17 protein-coding genes are annotated in these 15,861 nt (G+C 51.8%); 15 read left to right on the forward strand and 2 right to left on the reverse strand.

From position 1 onward, the window contains the following. The first annotated feature begins 58 nt into the window (after positions 1-58). The 7 genes from ACE5LO_RS03075 (at position 59) to ACE5LO_RS03105 (ending at position 4,460) form a co-directional block, all read left to right on the forward strand. Positions 59-418 (forward strand): (2Fe-2S) ferredoxin domain-containing protein, encoded by a 360-nt coding sequence (locus tag ACE5LO_RS03075; protein WP_375518604.1) that lies wholly within the window; start codon positions 59-61, stop codon positions 416-418. Positions 419-704: 286 nt separating this feature from the next. Next, a complete protein-coding gene (locus ACE5LO_RS03080) occupies positions 705-1,481 on the forward strand; it encodes a MeeY/MeeF family manganese export membrane protein (protein WP_375518605.1) in 777 nt (258 codons plus the stop codon). 173 nt (positions 1,482-1,654) lie between these two features. After that, positions 1,655-2,260 carry a pentapeptide repeat-containing protein gene (locus ACE5LO_RS03085; RefSeq protein WP_375518606.1) on the forward strand — a complete coding sequence of 202 codons (606 nt, stop codon included), beginning with the start codon at positions 1,655-1,657 and terminating at the stop codon, positions 2,258-2,260. 291 nt (positions 2,261-2,551) lie between these two features. Further along, positions 2,552-3,193: a cell wall hydrolase gene (locus ACE5LO_RS03090; RefSeq protein WP_375518607.1), complete on the forward strand. Its 642-nt coding sequence runs from the start codon at positions 2,552-2,554 to the stop codon at positions 3,191-3,193. Positions 3,194-3,360: 167 nt separating this feature from the next. After that, the gene (locus ACE5LO_RS03095) at positions 3,361-3,909 is read left to right on the forward strand and encodes a GNAT family N-acetyltransferase (RefSeq protein WP_375518782.1); all 549 of its coding nucleotides are present in this window, start codon (positions 3,361-3,363) and stop codon (positions 3,907-3,909) included. A gap of 32 nt (positions 3,910-3,941) precedes the next feature. Further along, a complete protein-coding gene (locus ACE5LO_RS03100; RefSeq protein ID WP_375518608.1) occupies positions 3,942-4,169 on the forward strand; it encodes a hypothetical protein in 228 nt (75 codons plus the stop codon). A 90-nt stretch (positions 4,170-4,259) separates the two neighbouring features. Continuing rightward, positions 4,260-4,460, forward strand: a complete 201-nt coding sequence (locus ACE5LO_RS03105) for a hypothetical protein (RefSeq protein ID WP_375518609.1) — start codon at positions 4,260-4,262, stop codon at positions 4,458-4,460. A 97-nt stretch (positions 4,461-4,557) separates the two neighbouring features. On the opposite strand, the gene ACE5LO_RS03110 is transcribed toward ACE5LO_RS03105, so the two are convergent. Continuing rightward, complete coding sequence (locus ACE5LO_RS03110) at positions 4,558-4,986, reverse strand: MarR family winged helix-turn-helix transcriptional regulator (RefSeq protein WP_375518610.1); 429 nt, start codon at positions 4,984-4,986, stop codon at positions 4,558-4,560. 101 nt (positions 4,987-5,087) lie between these two features. Continuing rightward, complete coding sequence (locus tag ACE5LO_RS03115) at positions 5,088-6,680, reverse strand: PucR family transcriptional regulator (RefSeq protein WP_375518611.1); 1,593 nt, start codon at positions 6,678-6,680, stop codon at positions 5,088-5,090. 288 nt (positions 6,681-6,968) lie between these two features. Between ACE5LO_RS03115 and ACE5LO_RS03120 the strand changes: the two genes are divergently transcribed. The 8 genes from ACE5LO_RS03120 to ACE5LO_RS03155 all read left to right on the forward strand — a co-directional run bounded on the left by ACE5LO_RS03120 (position 6,969) and on the right by ACE5LO_RS03155 (position 15,561). Beyond that, a complete protein-coding gene (locus tag ACE5LO_RS03120; protein ID WP_375518612.1) occupies positions 6,969-7,766 on the forward strand; it encodes an ABC transporter ATP-binding protein in 798 nt (265 codons plus the stop codon). A gap of 30 nt (positions 7,767-7,796) precedes the next feature. Continuing rightward, positions 7,797-8,675: an ABC transporter permease gene (locus tag ACE5LO_RS03125; protein WP_375518613.1), complete on the forward strand. Its 879-nt coding sequence runs from the start codon at positions 7,797-7,799 to the stop codon at positions 8,673-8,675. Between the two features lie 63 nt (positions 8,676-8,738). Continuing rightward, positions 8,739-9,554 (forward strand): cysteine hydrolase family protein, encoded by an 816-nt coding sequence (locus ACE5LO_RS03130; RefSeq protein ID WP_375518614.1) that lies wholly within the window; start codon positions 8,739-8,741, stop codon positions 9,552-9,554. A gap of 54 nt (positions 9,555-9,608) precedes the next feature. Continuing rightward, positions 9,609-10,451 (forward strand): creatininase family protein, encoded by an 843-nt coding sequence (locus tag ACE5LO_RS03135; RefSeq protein WP_375518615.1) that lies wholly within the window; start codon positions 9,609-9,611, stop codon positions 10,449-10,451. After that, the gene (locus tag ACE5LO_RS03140) at positions 10,448-11,314 is read left to right on the forward strand and encodes a fumarylacetoacetate hydrolase family protein (protein ID WP_375518616.1); all 867 of its coding nucleotides are present in this window, start codon (positions 10,448-10,450) and stop codon (positions 11,312-11,314) included. The genes ACE5LO_RS03135 and ACE5LO_RS03140 overlap by 4 nt, the downstream gene beginning before the upstream one ends. A gap of 38 nt (positions 11,315-11,352) precedes the next feature. After that, the gene (locus tag ACE5LO_RS03145) at positions 11,353-12,384 is read left to right on the forward strand and encodes an ABC transporter substrate-binding protein (RefSeq protein WP_375518617.1); all 1,032 of its coding nucleotides are present in this window, start codon (positions 11,353-11,355) and stop codon (positions 12,382-12,384) included. A gap of 51 nt (positions 12,385-12,435) precedes the next feature. Then, positions 12,436-13,770 (forward strand): FAD-binding oxidoreductase, encoded by a 1,335-nt coding sequence (locus ACE5LO_RS03150; RefSeq protein ID WP_375518618.1) that lies wholly within the window; start codon positions 12,436-12,438, stop codon positions 13,768-13,770. Between the two features lie 90 nt (positions 13,771-13,860). Next, on the forward strand, positions 13,861-15,561 hold the full coding sequence (locus ACE5LO_RS03155; RefSeq protein ID WP_375518619.1) for a CocE/NonD family hydrolase: 1,701 nt from the start codon (positions 13,861-13,863) through the stop codon (positions 15,559-15,561). Positions 15,562-15,861 lie beyond the last annotated feature (300 nt).

Here is a 15,861-nt window from a genome sequence, read left to right on the forward strand (position 1 = left end):
AACATGAAGCCGGACGGGGAGGCTTATGCGAGATCACAGTGCATGGGAGAGGATATGGATGGAGCAAGTGGCAACGAAACGAAGGGTGCTCGGCCAGGTTATGATCTGCAACGGCTGCTGCTGCGGGCGGACAGAAAAGGGGAGGCCAGGAATCCCGCTCGACAGACTGAAGAGCAGATGGAAGGAAGAGAAGCTGCTCAAAAGCATCCAGCTGACGATTACAGGCTGTCTTGGCCCCTGTGATATCGCCAATGTCGTATCGATTCAGACGCCGGACGGTCCGGTGTGGTTCGGGGGTATTGAAGAGGAAGCTCTGTATGACGATTTGCTGGAATGGGCAATTGCCTCGCGGAATCAGGACAAGCTGCTGGAGCTGCCTGCCAATCTTATGCCTTACCGGTTCGAGCGTTTTCAGTAGAAACAACAAAAAAACAGACACATTTAGCTCACCGCTTTCAGGTGGGCTAATTGTTCGTTGGAAATAAAGGCTGGGTTGCAGAAGTTTTTAATTGCTACGGCATGCCCCTTTTGCATTTTTTGCCGTTTAATGAATGAAACGAGCCATAACTTGACAGCGTAAATAGGGAAGGGAATGACGGTACAACTAAAGCCGGATAAAAATCCTCTGTTATAACCGAAACTTAGGTTTAAAACAGGAAGTTTGCCGTAATGAACATACTATTTATAAGAAGGGAGAAGTACTGTTGGAATCCATTTGGCTGGAGTATGCATGGGCATTACTGATTCTTATTGGATTGGAGGGCTTACTGTCAGCGGATAATGCTCTTGTTCTGGCGGTTATCGCGAAGCATTTACCGGAGGACCAGAAGAAGAAAGCCATTAATTATGGGATCATTATGGCGTTTGTTTTTCGCTTCGTCGCTCTGTTTGCGATATCGTTTATTGCTAATGTATGGCAAATACAGGCGATCGGGGCTGCTTATCTGTTATACCTCGGGTTAAAGCACATCATCAAAGCGCGTTTCGGCAAGAAAAACGAGAATATTCGCGAGGACGTGAAGAAAGATGCGGCAGGAAAAGGCTTTTGGCCAACCGTAGGAAAAATTGCTCTCGCGGATCTCGCCTTTGCGATTGATTCCATCCTTGCTGCCGTGGCTCTGGCACTGGGTCTCCCGGATTCACCGCTTGGGGATTTCGGTGGTATGGATGGAGGACAATTTATCGTTGTCCTGCTTGGCGGAATCGCCGGGCTCATCCTGATTAAGTTCGCGGCTACATGGTTTGTAAAGCTGCTCGCTCAACGGCCGGCACTGGAGACCACGGCCTATGCAATTGTGGCATGGGTCGGTGTCAAGCTTGCTGTGATTACCCTGGCCCATGAAGATATTGGGGTGTTGGATCATCAATTCCCGCATAGTACAGGCTGGACCCTTGTCTTTTATGGTGTCTTGGTTGCGATAGCGCTTCTCGGATGGTTTGCGCCATCCAATAAAAAACAGTCACAGGCTGATGTGCCCTAGGATGCAACAGGGTGCATGTTGGCATTAAGCCACAGCCTCACAGAAGGAGAGCCGTCTGAAGCGGTTCTCCTTCTGTGATTTGACTCCATTTTCCCAATGCTGAATAATTAGAGTTACGTTACGGGTAAATAACAATGGGCCGTACAAATTCGCCTTGCGCGGGGAGAGATGATATGTACCAGTACATAGATGAAACCTATAGAGAGGTTGATTTCAGCAACAAGGATCTAAGAGAAGGAGAGCTGATCCGCTGTATCTTTATCCGCTGCCGCTTTAGAGCTGCTTCCCTGGAGGAAATCACCACAGAAGGCTGCCGTTTTGAGGAATGTGATTTTAGCGGCGCACAGTTGAATGCGTCCATCCATACGGAATCGGCCTTTGTGAACTGCAGGTTTACGGAAGCGAATCTGTTCGTCGCCAAATTTGAGCAGTGTAAAATGACGGGCTCGGACTTTGTAAAAGCCAGTCTGGATGGGGTGACATTCGCGGCGGGGGATTGGTCCTACACGAATCTGCGGGGGGCGCAGTTGTCCAAGCAGGATTTGCGCGGATTGCGTCTGGAGGAGGCGGATTTGTACGGCGCCAATCTCGAAAAGGCCGACCTGCGCAAAGCCGATCTTACCCGGGCCCAGCTGGCGCATGCTAAGCTGCAGGGAGCCGATCTGCGCGGCGCTATTATGGAGGGCGTCGATTTCCGCTCCATGGACGTTAAAGGCGCGCACATGGATATACATCAGGCAGTGGCCTTTTTGCGTTCATATGGGGCCAAAGTGGATTAAAGTGTATCTTGTAACCGAAGACCTAGGATTGTATGTTCATAGAGCGGTAAACGCCGGAAAATGCTGTCATGACAAGGTTTTTTATGTTAGGACCAGAGTCGGGTTATTCAGTTTCTTCAAATATGGTACACTTCTACGGAAATTAGCTTTGTCCGATGCTTTCATCTTAGTTTCAAGCGATTTCGCCGTTCCGAGTGCATACGGCAGCTTCACTTATCGGATAAACGCCCTGAGTTGGCCAAGCCGGGTTTGTGTCCGGCCAGAAAATGAATGTGGAGGTTGTCTCGACCCATGAAGAAATTATCCGCTCTTATTTTATCCTGTGCTTGTGCTTTGGGACTGATCTTCGCCCCTGCGACCGCAAGCGCACAAGCTATTTCGAAAGGAATGCAAAGCGAGCATGTGCTGCAGCTGCAGGAGCAGCTCGCGACGCTTGGTTATTTCAAGGCTGGCTTCACAGGTTATTTCGGCTCTATTACTGACTCGGCGGTCAAGCGCTTTCAACGTGACTACGGGCTAGCCGCGGATGGTGTGGTAGGCCCGGCTACGAAAGCCAAGCTGAACGCATTATCTCCTGCGCGCCATACGACACTGGAGCAACTCGCACGGATTATATATGCAGAAGCACGGGGAGAGTCCTTTAAGGGACAGGTGGCTGTCGGCGCCGTCGTTCTGAACCGTGTCCAGTCGGATGAATTTCCGAGCTCCATTCCCGCAATTATTATGCAGCCGGGGCAGTTTACAGCCGTGCAGGACGGACAGTATTACCTGACCCCGAATAAAACGGCCTACGCGGCAGCCCGCCAGGCGTTGAACGGGGTAGATCCGACCAACGGCTCGCTGTATTATTACAATCCGGCAATTGCCACTTCAAAGTGGAGCATGGCCCGTCCTGCTGTGCTGACACTAGGCAGACATACGTTTACGAACTGATACTTGTTCTGTTAGGCAGAACATTGAATAGACACGCTCAGGACCGCCGCAGCTTCGGATTGAAGCAGCGGCGGTTTTTCAATATGCTTTGTGCGGGAGATTGATTTTATACGCTTCTGCCTATACCATAGAGGAATCCGCACGAAGAAGGAGAGAGCTTTATGGGATTGACATCTGACTTTTTTCAGGGCAAGCTGGTAAAACTAACTGGAATAAGAGAAGAAGACACCGACATGATCCTGCGCTGGGGAGAGGATGCCGATTACCTGCGCAACGTGGATACTGACATCGCTCTGCCGTTTCAGCGCAGCCGGGTTGAGCAGGAAGGGGCACCAAATCCGAATGAAGTTTATTTCAGACTGAGAACGGTTGCAGATGACGAACTGATTGGCTTTGTGGCCATTCACAGCATTGAGTGGAACAACCGAGCCGGAAAGCTTGCGATTGGCTTAGGAGAGGCCAGAAACCGGAACAAAGGGTACGGAACGGACGCGCTTCACCTGATCCTGCGTTATGCCTTCCATGAGTTGAATCTGAACCGGGTAGGGCTGAATGTGATCGATTACAATCCTGGAGCCATCCGCGCGTATGAGAAGGCCGGCTTTCGGCTGGAGGGAAGAGAGCGGGAGGCGGTAAGGCGTGACGGTCGCCGTTATGACCTCATCATCATGGGCATTTTGTATGAGGAATGGCTGGCTGCGCAGGAGAAGAATTAATGGTATTTAGTGGAAAAAGGAGTGATGAACAAATGGCAACAGGTTACGCGTATATCGACATGAAATCCGTACTTCACGTGGTGAGCGAGGAGGCCACCGCAAGAAAGTACGGCCGCGGCAGAGTTGCGGAAGTGGACTTTGAATTCGGCGGAGGTTACCCGATTGTGGATGGAGAGCCTTTGATTGTGAACTCGGACGGCACAGAGAAGTACGGCCGCGAGGTTCCGCAGTACATTTTGGAGCTGATGGATCAGTTGTAAAAAATGGTTTTAATCACTAAGTAATAAGTCTACGCTCCCTTTGCACTTCTACATAGTATGGATTATAACTTTGAAGGGAGATGTGGAGGAATGACAACAACGGTTATTAACAACTATAACACAACAATAATGGCTCCTATGACAAACGGAGTAAACATGCCAATGGCAGGAGAGCAACAGTCTGTTACAACGGTATCCCTTGATTTGTCTAATCCGCTAGCAATAAAAGGGACGATCCGCGTGGAGTCGCTTTCGGGCGATCCTGAAGTCTTGGTTCGCTTTGGAGGGTGAAGCTACTCAGACACTATATAAAAAATGCAAGCCTCGGGACCTGTCCGAGGCTTGTTTGTGGTTGGACGTCATCTTAGTGGAGCTCTTATTAGAGTTATTACAAATTTTGATTGATTTTTGTCAACAATACTTTAAGGGTCAGCTGTTCTTCATCGGAAAGAGGATGAACGATTTCTTCCTCTACCCTTTGAAAAGACTGCTCGAAGGCTTCGATTAGCGCAATGCCTTTAGGCAGAACATAAATATTTTTTTGCCGCTCGTTATGGGCTGGAATTTTGCGTTCGATGTATCCCTTTCTTTCAAGACCTTGAAGCATACTCGTAATGCTTGCCCCGCGTACATGGAAACGATCAGAAAGATCCTTTTGAATTAACCCCTTCTCTTGATGTTCATAAATATAGCCAATTAATTTTCCTTGCTGGGCATTTAACCCCAGTTCTTTGATGCTCTCATCGGCACGTTTCTTTAACTTTAGACCAATGAGCTGCAATAAATCCAGATAGGGTGTATCTTGCTTGCTACTCATTAAGGTTCTCCCCTTGTTCTTGAACTATTAGATTTCTAACTGTCAGTAATGGAACTATATAAGGAAATAATAAGGATGTCAACAGACGTAAAATAATTAGATTATCGAGGCAGCAGATGCCGAAACATGAGCCCAAGCTTCACTTTTAACAAATCATCGGTATTCTTCAAATCCAGATTCAGCAACCCCGCAACTTTCTCCAGCCGGTACAGAACCGTATTGCGGTGGATGAACAGCTCGCGCGCGGTTTCATTTACCTGGCCATTGTTGGCGAAATAAGCCTCAAGCGTGCGCATCATTTCGCCGGCGTACTCCTCGTCTCTATCCAGCAGGGGACGGAATAAATAAGAGCAGTATCTGCTCATAACCTCCTGCGGAATATGACGGAAGAGATACGCGAATTCCAGATCGGTGAACAGGACGAGCGGATCGGCCAGGTCTAGCTCTGCGCTGATTCTCTCGGCCTCGGCACATTCCCGGAAGCCGTCGATCAACGAGTCGATGCCCACCCTTATTTTGCTCATATAACATGCATTAGCCCCGTTCCCATAACCCCATGCGTTCATCAGATCCGCATACAAACGTGCAGTCTGCTCATACAGCTTGCGCTCCCTGGCCTCCTCCTCTGGAATCTGCAAAAGGGAATACACACGATTCATCACATAAAAATGATGGGATTCAAGAGATGCCGTCTTCGGGTGCTCCTGCAGTCTGTCCTGAATTTCCCGCAGCCTGCGGCGCTGCCTGTCCTGGTCCCAAGCGCTTGTATCTGCTGAAGATATCATGCATACATAAGGAGTATTCCAGAACTCGCTCCCCAGCACCTCCGCGAATTCAAGCACGGTCTGCCGGGAGGCATTGCCTTTCAGGTAACGCTCTATCGTCATACCGAGCCGTTTGCCTGCGGCAACGGCCTCCTGATTCCGGATGACCTCTAGATGATAGGAGAGGATGACGGCGGCCTGATGAAAAATCCCCTCCATATCATTCGCCTCTTGCAGATTCCCGGTCTGCACCAGCAGATAACCGTAGGATGTCCCGCTTTTCAGCAAGGGAGTCCGGTACAGCAGCTTGTTGGCTGCTTTATAAAACCGGTTGTCCAGATGCCAGGGCCAATCGCTCAGCAATTCTTTGTCAGGACAGCCAGTCACATTGTACAAAACCACTCCCTCAGCAGTCACCACGGCGACAGAATGCCTCAAAATATTTGTGATTTCCTGGAAATAATCTGTATACTCATCCGCCTGCATGGCAAAATCAACAAGCTTCTTCTGTGTTTCCAGCAGTTCATTCAGTTTTCGTGTATCGCGTTGAAATTCGGACTGGAAGAGGGCAGTGATCTGTTCGGAGAAGGTGAATTCAAAGGGCAGCTCGATCAGAGGAAAGCCCAGCCGGTCGGCTTCAAGCAGAACGATCTCAGGGATTTCCGACCAGTAGCGTCCCAGCTTGATGCCAAGTCCTGAGGAACCCCGTTCATTCAACCTCTGCAACAAAGAGACAAATTCCTCAGGTGAATCCCTGATGGCATAAGCTGTCGTCAGTAGCAGCTCCCCTTCCTTCATCCAGTTAATGACATCCGGCGCATCCATTAAATTAATGGAGCTGATCGTGCGGGTCACTCCTTTTTTGCCGGCCGCCAGCTTGCCTTCCGATAACGGATAGATCGTTAAAGCATCTTCTACGGTTAAATGCATGTCAAATCGCTCCTTCTCAAAAATGATGCGTAAACCGCAGACCACTTGCGTACCTGAGACCTCTGTCACAGGGGTTTAGGAAATTATAAAGGTTTTCCGCAGCTTGCTGCAAATCATTCCTCTCTTTTAGTGTTATATAAAATAACATTAAATGCACGAATTCTGTTTTCAAAACAGCTTGACGTCCATATTATTAGATCGAAAACTAAAAATGTGTCAGAAATATTTACACTTTATGATTTTGGTTTTATGATGGGACACAACTTCAAGGAAAAGAGGGGGATGAGGATGCAGCTTACTCAAAATCAAACGGCAGCCGCTGAGAAAGAGAGTCGCTCCATGCTGGTGATGCGTGATGTCGGCAAAATATATCCCAACGGCACGGTTGCGGTTCAGCATGCGGAGCTGCAGGTGGGAGAAGGGGAGTTTCTCTGCTTTGTCGGCCCCTCCGGCTGCGGCAAATCGACGATTTTTAATATGATTGCAGGTCTGACGGAACCAACCTCCGGCCATCTGTCCGTGTTGGGCATGTCACCCAAAGAAGCGCGTAAGCAAAATGAGATCGCCTTTGTATTTCAAGAGCATACGCTGCTGCCTTGGGCGAAGCTGATTGATAATGTCACGATGCCTCTTACGCTGCGTGGCGTATCCAGGAAGGAGCGAATCGCGGAAGGTGAGCGGGTGCTTGAGCTGGTAGGCTTGAAGGATTATACGAAGGTGCTGCCCCGTGAATTGTCAGGCGGTATGAAAATGCGGGTGTCGATTGCAAGAGCGTTAATCTCCAGGCCGAAGCTGCTGCTGATGGATGAGCCGTTTGGCGCGCTGGATGAAATCACCCGGCAGACGCTGCAGGATGAGTTGTTGAACATTTGGGAGCAGGACAAAAAAATGTCGGTTCTGTTCATCACCCATAACGTTTTTGAAAGTGTCTTTTTATCGACAAAGGTCGTCGTCATGACACCCCGTCCAGGCAAAATTTCGGACATCATCGATATTCCGTTTATTTACCCGCGGGAGGATGAATTTCGGACCCGTCCGGAATTTGGCGATTATGTGCGCAGTGTGTCTGAGGTGCTGAAGCATTGATAGAGAGCCATGAGAGGAGTGTAATGAGAAATGGAAAAAATGGCAGCAAGTCCGACCGTCGAAACCACGGCAGGTATCCGGGCTTCCAGCAAAGGGAGCGGCCGTAGCGCTGCTTCGGCAGGTGAAAATCCGGTCATGAGCCTGCTGAAAAAGATTTTTCCGCCGCTAGTTGTCTTCGTCCTGTTCGTCGGAGGCTGGGAATTGATCGGACGCTTGGCCGGCATGCCCCCGTATATTTTGCCGAAGCCAGCCGATATTGCCGCCGCCGCGATGGAGAACAGCACAAACCTCATCACCTCAGTAAGCACCACCATTGTGGAGGCATTGATCGGTTTTGCCATGAGCACTGTGCTGGGCATTGCCATTGCCATCCTGCTGGCCCTGTCCAAGACGGTGGAAAAAAGTGTATATCCATACGCGATTATTCTGCAGACCATTCCTGTCGTTGCGATCGCACCGATCATTGTGATCTGGTTCGGGGCGGGCATCAATGCGATTGTCATCATTTCGTTTCTGATCAGCTTTTTCCCGATTTTATCCAATACGCTGATCGGGCTGAACTCCACGGATCAGAATATGAAAAATTTGTTCTACCTGTACAATGCGAGCAAGCTGCAGACGATCTGGAAGCTGCGCTTTCCGGCAGCACTGCCGTACATTATGGCAGGTCTGAAAATTTCCTGCTCAAGCTCGGTGGTTGGGGCCATTGTGGGCGAGTACATCGCAGGCATCGGCGGTGGGCAAGGCGGACTTGGGTACGGAATTACCGTTGCGGCCACGCGGCTGCAAACCCCGTATCTGTTCGCCTGCGGTCTGGCGGCATCCGTGCTCGGCATCGCTTTTTTCCTGATCATCAACATGATTTCCAACAAGCTGCTGCAGTCCTGGCATGAATCGGCAATGAAATGACATTCAATGGAGAGACGGTTGAACCGGCGAAGCAACAATCTACAGAAAAATGAGGGACTTAATATGTTCAAACTGGGAAATCGCAGGAACTATTGGCAGGTGTCCGACACGCTGGTGGATTTGCGGCGAATGCAAAAGCCCGGCCACCCTGTAACCTTGCCCGCACAGCCGCAGAAGGTGATTTTTGACCTTGAGCATACGGCGGTCATCGTTGTTGATATGCAAAATGATTTCTGTACCCCCGGCGGCTGGCTGGATTCCATCGGGGTGGATACAGTGCCCCTGCAGGGTCCGGTCAGCCGGTTGAACCGACTGCTGCCCGAGCTGCGCAAAGCCGGTGTACCCGTCATTTGGGTGAACTGGGGCAACCGCGAAGACCGTATGAATGTGCCGCCCTCTGTGCTGCATGTGTACAACTCGGATGGCAGGGGCAGGGGCATTGGGGACGCACTGCCCGGGAACGGTTCGAAGGTGTTGGAGAAAGGAAGCTGGGGAGCGGCGATCGTGGATGGCCTGCATGTGGCTCCTGACGATATTTATGTGGATAAATACCGCATGAGCGGGTTTTGGGATACACCGCTTGACAGTATTTTGCGCAATCTGAACGTTCAGACAGTGCTGTTTGCCGGGGTGAATTTGGACCAATGTGTGATGCATACGCTGCAGGATGCGGCCTGCCTGGGTTATGACGGTATTCTGCTGGAGGACTGCTCGGCAACAAGCTCGCCCACGTTCTGCTCGGAAGCAACGCTTTACAATATTAAACAATGCTACGGCTTCGTTGCGGATTCGGCCTGGCTGGTGCATGAACTGATCGGCTCCGGGGCCCACAATAGGGAGGCAACGCTAGAGGAATTGACACCAATTGACTCCCCTTGAGGGGTTCCATTCCCTGCGGTTACAGAACAATTAACCACGAGAGAGGTGTGTAATATGTTTTTACGATATGAAGGTACGGCATGGGAGGAGCGTTTTTTGCCCCGCCTGACAAGCAAGCAGATCAAGGAAATGCCGAAGGAGAAGACGCTGGTCATTTTGCCGGTAGGTGCTGTGGAGCAGCATGGGCCGCATCTGCCGATATATACGGATACCCTGATTGGGGAAGCGACATTAACGCAGACGCTGGAACGCATAAGTTCGAATAAGGAGATATGGCTGCTGCCCCCTGTCTCCTACGGCAAGAGCAACGAACACATCGGGCTGCCAGGCACCATCTCCCTGTCAGCGAACACGCTGCTCGCCATCATGCTGGACATTGCAGAAAGTCTGCAGGCAAGCGGGTTCCGCAAGCTGCTGCTGTTTAATACGCACGGCGGCAATGTAGATCTGTTGAATACGGCCTCGCGTGAAATCCGGATCAGGACGGGGATGATGGTATTTTATCTTAGTCCGGGCAGCCTCAAGGTGGCGGAGGACCTTATTTCTCCCGAGGAGCTGGAGTACGGAATTCACGGTGGCGAATATGAGACTTCTGTCGTGATGTCCATCAAGCCGGACTGGGTGCAAGATGAATTTCTGGCCAAAGAGCTGCCCGATATGTCCCCTTACCGGTTTCTGACACTGGAGGGCAAGATTCGTTTTGGCTGGAAAATGGCGGATATTTCCGCTACCGGCATTGCCGGTGATGCAACGCTGGCCACCCCCGAGAAAGGCCACATCATTCAAGACAGAATTGCTGCTATCCTGGCGGAAGCGCTGGGAGAGCTGTGTGACTTCGAAATTACGGAGGTGCTCAAGGGCAAACCGGTGGAACAGGCAGCCGGAGGCCCTCTGTGAAGCTCGTCAGTCTGAGCATCGGCGGTAAAGAGCGGGCAGCGCTGGAGCATGAAGGTCAATATGTTCTGATGGAGGAGATCAATCGGGCGGAAGGCAGTGCCTGGGGACTGACTGTGATGGAGATTTTGCAGCAGGGGCAATTGGAGCAGCTTATCCATTGGTACAGGGAGCATGGGGATCACAAACTCCCGTCGATCACTTCTATTCAGACGAAGGAGGCCGTACCAGCCCCGCTTTTCCGCCAGCCCCGCAAAATCTGGGGCATCGGTATGAATTATATGCAGAAAGCGATCGATTTGGCGGCGACTCCGCCAGCGTCCGAGCCGGTCTGCTTCATGAAGCCGGACACGAGCCTGATCGGACCGGAAGAGCAGATCCGAATTCCTGCGCAAACCGCAAATGTGACGTCAGAAGGGGAGCTTGCCATAATTATCGGTCAAACCTGCAAACATGTGCCGGAAGAGCGCGCGCAGAACGTCATCGCCGGCTTTGCGGCAACGCTGGACATGACAAGCCAGGATATTCATGCTCGTAATCCGAGATTTCTGCAGCGCTCCAAGGTATTCGATACATTCTTCAGCCTCGGTTCAGAGCTGATCACACCTGACGAAATCAGCGATTTGCAGAGTCTGACTGTCGAAACCGTATTGAACGGAGAGGTGGTTCACAGCAATACCGTAGCCCGCATGATGTACCATCCATGGTTCATCGTTTCGTACTTTTCACAAATGATGACCCTTTATCCGGGAGATGTCATTATGACAGGCACGCCGGGATCTGTCCGGATTCAGCACGGAGATACGACCGAATGCAGAATCAGCGGTTTTGCGCCGCTTCGTAATCCGGTAGCGGATGATGAATAAACAGCTTCAGCATTTTTTTCTTGGGGAGTGGGAATAGGATGAAAAAAATCAGAAAATCCGCATCTGCTATTTTACTGTCTGCTGTGCTTTCTTTATCAACATTATTGGCCGCTTGCGGCAATCAGCCATCTGACCAGGGGGCCACGTCTGGCACATCCGGTTCCACGGGGGAAAGCCGGAAGCTGACAGCGGTCACTCAGGTGACGAACTGGTTTGCACAGGCGGAGCATGGCGGTCTGTATGCAGCCAAGGAGCAGGGTTATTACGAAGAGGCAGGTCTGGATATGACCATCCAGCCAGGGGGGCCGCAAGTATCCCCGACACAGATTGTGGCCTCCGGCAAGGCTCAATTCGGGCTTACGACAGCGGATCAGCTGCTCGTTGCCCGGGAGCAGGGAATTCCGCTGGTTGCGATTGCGACGATTTTCCAGAAAAGCCCGCAAGGTCTGATGGTGCATGCCAACCAGCATATTGCCTCCTTTGCCGATTTGAATGATCGTACCGTTTATGTCGGGACAGGGTCGGTATTCTGGGATTATGTGAAGGGGAAATACAATCTGGACCAAGTGCAGGATATGGCCTATACGGGTTCGCTTGCTCCTTTCGTAGCGGATGAAAAGGCTGCTATTCAGGGATATGTAACAAGTGAGCCATACGAAATGAAGCAGCAGAACGTGGACGTCAATTTCCTGCTGCTGGCAGATGCCGGTTATAATCCGTATTCCAATGTGCTGTTTACAACAGAACAGTATATTCAGGATCATCCGGATATCGTGCAGGCTTATGTCGAGGCCTCTATGAAGGGCTGGGATTATTATAAAACCAACTATGATAGCGTGAATGATGTCATTCTGAAGGAAAACCCGGATTTCACCAAAGAAAAGCTGAACTACGCCGCGGAAACGCTCATTCCATTTGTATATGAAGGTGATGCAGCGGAGCATGGCGTTGGTTATATGACGGAGGAGCGCTGGGCCGAGCTTGGACGGCAGCTGGTGGAGATTGGAGCGTTGAAGTCGGAGCCGGATGTCAGCAAGGTGTTCACGGATGAGTTTCTGCCGAAGTCTTGAGAAGGTGACAATCAGCCGCTTAGATCTTAAAAACACATGGGAGGGAACGGAATGAACGAACATTGGTCAGCTATTGTGAAAGAACGAATCGACCCGGAGCTGCTGCAGTGGGAGGAGCCTGCGCTCGCCAAATATTCGATGGATTATCATCACTTCTCTCCTATCCTGACGAGACAGCTTCAAGGCAAGCTTGCGGAATGTATCGCCAGCCCGCGCAGCGAGCAGGAGCTTGACGCCCTGCTTTCGGTTGCCGCAGAAACGGGTGTACCCGTTACTGTCAGGGGGAACGGCACCGGCAACTACGGCCAATGTGTCCCGGTCACGGGCGGGATTGTGCTGAATCTGGCCAAGTATAACAAGGTGCTCGAAACGGGAGAGGGCATCATGAGCGTCCAGGCCGGGGCAAGGCTTGGCAAAATGGAATCCACGGCCCGCAAGGCGGGTTATGAGCTGCGCACGATGCCTTCCACGTTTCAGTCGGCGACCATCGGCGGTTTTCTGTGCGGCGGCTTCGGCGGCATTGGCTCCATTAGCTGGGGCACGATCTGGGATGGTCTTGTACGCTCTTTGAAAATCAAAACGGTCGAGGTGGAGCCGCGCACGATTGAGCTGCAGGGTGAAGAAATTCTGCCTTACCTCCATACCTATGGCACGATCGGCATCCTGTCCGAGGTGGAAATCAATCTGGCGCCACGTGTGGAGTGGATGCAGTGGGCGCTGACCTTTGACAGCTTTGCGCAAGCATTTCGCTTCGGACAGACGGTTGCTGAAGATTCCTCCTTGGTGAAAAGGCTGATTTCCATTCACGAATGGCCGATTTCCTCCTATTTTATTCCGCTTGATCTCCCCGCCGGCCGGACTGTTGTCCTGCTTGAAATCGATACGAATTGTGAAATGCAGCTGGAGCGTGCGATAGCAGAGTATGACGGACTGACGGCGATGAAGATTTCTGCCGAGCAGTACCATAAAGGAGTTGGCGTCTCCGATTTTACCTGGAATCACACCACTCTGTGGGCGAGAAAGTCGGATCCGGGATTGACTTATCTGCAGTTGAATTTTGACCCAACCCGTGCCCTGGAGCAGATCGAAATTATGAAAGCAGCGTATCCGGAAGTGATGAATCATATTGAATTTGCCCGCCAAAACGGGAAGCTGCTCATTTCCGGTCTGCCGCTCGTTCCCTTCTCGACGGAGGAGCACCTGAATCGGCTCATGGACCGGTATGAGCAAAATGGGGTCAGGGTCAATAATCCGCATACATGGGATTTGAAGGATGGCGGGCGCTCCTATGCTCACGACCGCTTGTGGCAGATCAAGCATCGCCACGATCCGGGCGGAATTTTGAATCAGGAGAAGCTGAAGCGTCCGGCTGCCAGCAGTGTTTGAAAAGACAAACTCGTGAAATACGAAGCATGCAGCAGATCATGTTAAAAGGACTTTGACGCAAGTCTGGACTTATAGCGAGGAGCGGATGATGTGAAATTTGCAGATGTGGTTATCCGGCGAAAGGTTCCCTGCACCATGCGTGACGGTGTCACGTTATATGCCGATATCTATATGCCTGACGAAACGGGAGAATTTCCCGTGCTGCTGATGCGCCAGCCCTACGGACGGGCGATTGCCTCAACGGTGACGCATGCCCATCCTGTCTGGTATGCAAGCAAGGGATACATCGTAGTCATCCAGGATGTCAGAGGCCGGGGAGAATCGGAAGGGGAATTCGAGCCGTTTGTACAGGAAGCCGAGGACGGTTTTGATACCGTTGCCTGGGCAGCCGCTCTGCCGGGCTCATCCGGGAAGGTGGGCATGTACGGCTTCTCTTACCAGGGACTGACGCAGTGGGCTGCGGCATCACTTCACCCGCCTGCACTTAAGGCGATTGCGCCCAGCATGTGCCCTGCCGACCTGTATCATGGGTTGTTTTACGCGCATGGCTCCTTCGCGCTTGGTAATCTGCCGTGGGCATTTCAATTGGCGCGGGACACAGCGCAAAGGGCGGGTGACTTTGAAGCGGCTGAGCAGTGCTCGCGCTACATGCGCAGCCCGGAGGATATGTTCTGGCAGATGCCACTGCATGAAAGGCACCCAATTCTGGAGCGTTACTTTCCCGCATTTTATGACTGGATTGAGCATACAGAGTACGATGAGTATTGGGAGCGGATGAACTGGATCGAGGATATAACTGCGCAGCCGGTGCCAGCTTTGCATATCGGCGGCTGGTACGACGGATATCTGATGGGAACGCTGCAGACGTTTGAGGCACTGCAGGCGGGGGCCAGCCCAGAGTGCTTCCATCGCCTTATCGTCGGCCCATGGGCCCATATTCCATGGGGACGCAGGGCGGGCGGAATCGATCATGGCGAGCAGGCAGACGGCGATCACCATCTGGAACAGCTCCGCTGGTTCGATTATTGGCTGAAGGGGAAAAGGGATGCAGAATTGTCTGCAGAACCGCCTGTCCGTTATTTTGATCAATTGAGCCATGAGTGGCATAACACGGCACGGTTGCCTTCCGTCTTAACAGGGGAGACTTCTCCGTCCGAGGTATTTTACTTGTCCGGATCACAGGTGCCGGCCAACGGCGCATCCGGCGGAGGAAGGCTCGAAAAACGGCTCGAAGATGTGGAGGAAGCCGTCCCGGATGTATTCGTGTATGATGCTCGCCTGCCGATGCGATTGGATGCTTATCTGCCGTCTGACCGCAGTGCTGTACAGGAGCGGCACGAAATTCTGGTATATACGGGCGGACCGCTCGCTGAGGAGCTTCCGCTGTTCGGAACTCCAGAGCTGTATGTGCAGTATCAGACGCTGGGCGGACCGACCGATCTGGTAGCTGTTCTGACAACCGTCTCCGAAAATGGAACGGCTCGGCTGTTGAGCGTGGGCCGTACGGAAATTTGCAGTGAAGAGGCGGAGATAAGCGGCAATGAGGCGGAGATGGAGAACGGATGGAGAACGGCGCAAATCCGTCTGCGTCCGCTGGCAGCTACTTTGCCGGCAGGCACCTATGTCCGGCTCGAATTGACCGGCAGCGCCTTTCCGCTGTTCGCGCGCCATCCGAACGGTGTCAAGGATGCGGTGAATACTACGGGCACAGGCGGGCTGAATATCGCAACCGTAGCCGTGCGCAGTTCGGAGCAGGCCCCGTCGTATTTGAAGCTTCCTGTAAGAAGATGAAATATAGGGCACTTTTAATAGTGGTGTCTGGTGCCTTTCCATACCGCTTTGCACGATTATCCCTTTTGTTCAGAATGCGGGAGTTGAAGGTTGGGGAGGGCTAGGGGAAGAAACGATGTGACAGAAATTGCTGTACATGGGCATAGCGATTCCGGCGATCCCTTGCCACCGACTGATCGCGCGCCAACCGGTTCAGCCTCTTGCGGCTGCGTCCTGATCGCAGGGTTGAACGAGGAAAGGCGAGCATGATGTGCGTGGCTTGATCGGTGTGGTTCAGCATAAACGAGGACATCGGAAACA

Source organism: Paenibacillus medicaginis (assembly GCF_042138635.1).
Taxonomy (GTDB): Bacteria; Bacillota; Bacilli; order Paenibacillales; family Paenibacillaceae; genus Paenibacillus; species Paenibacillus medicaginis.

Bases quoted from the DNA above. Each gene is read 5' to 3' on its own strand.
- ACE5LO_RS03075 (WP_375518604.1), top strand. From the start codon at position 59: ATGGAGCAAGTGGCAACGAAACGAAGGGTGCTCGGCCAGGTTATGATC.
- ACE5LO_RS03085 (WP_375518606.1), top strand. From the start codon at position 1,655: ATGTACCAGTACATAGATGAAACCTATAGAGAGGTTGATTTCAGCAAC.
- ACE5LO_RS03090 (WP_375518607.1), top strand. From the start codon at position 2,552: ATGAAGAAATTATCCGCTCTTATTTTATCCTGTGCTTGTGCTTTGGGA.
- ACE5LO_RS03100 (WP_375518608.1), top strand. From the start codon at position 3,942: ATGGCAACAGGTTACGCGTATATCGACATGAAATCCGTACTTCACGTG.
- ACE5LO_RS03105 (WP_375518609.1), top strand. From the start codon at position 4,260: ATGACAACAACGGTTATTAACAACTATAACACAACAATAATGGCTCCT.
- ACE5LO_RS03110 (WP_375518610.1), bottom strand. From the start codon at position 4,986: ATGAGTAGCAAGCAAGATACACCCTATCTGGATTTATTGCAGCTCATT.
- ACE5LO_RS03115 (WP_375518611.1), bottom strand. From the start codon at position 6,680: ATGCATTTAACCGTAGAAGATGCTTTAACGATCTATCCGTTATCGGAA.
- ACE5LO_RS03120 (WP_375518612.1), top strand. From the start codon at position 6,969: ATGCAGCTTACTCAAAATCAAACGGCAGCCGCTGAGAAAGAGAGTCGC.
- ACE5LO_RS03125 (WP_375518613.1), top strand. From the start codon at position 7,797: ATGGAAAAAATGGCAGCAAGTCCGACCGTCGAAACCACGGCAGGTATC.
- ACE5LO_RS03130 (WP_375518614.1), top strand. From the start codon at position 8,739: ATGTTCAAACTGGGAAATCGCAGGAACTATTGGCAGGTGTCCGACACG.
- ACE5LO_RS03135 (WP_375518615.1), top strand. From the start codon at position 9,609: ATGTTTTTACGATATGAAGGTACGGCATGGGAGGAGCGTTTTTTGCCC.
- ACE5LO_RS03145 (WP_375518617.1), top strand. From the start codon at position 11,353: ATGAAAAAAATCAGAAAATCCGCATCTGCTATTTTACTGTCTGCTGTG.
- ACE5LO_RS03150 (WP_375518618.1), top strand. From the start codon at position 12,436: ATGAACGAACATTGGTCAGCTATTGTGAAAGAACGAATCGACCCGGAG.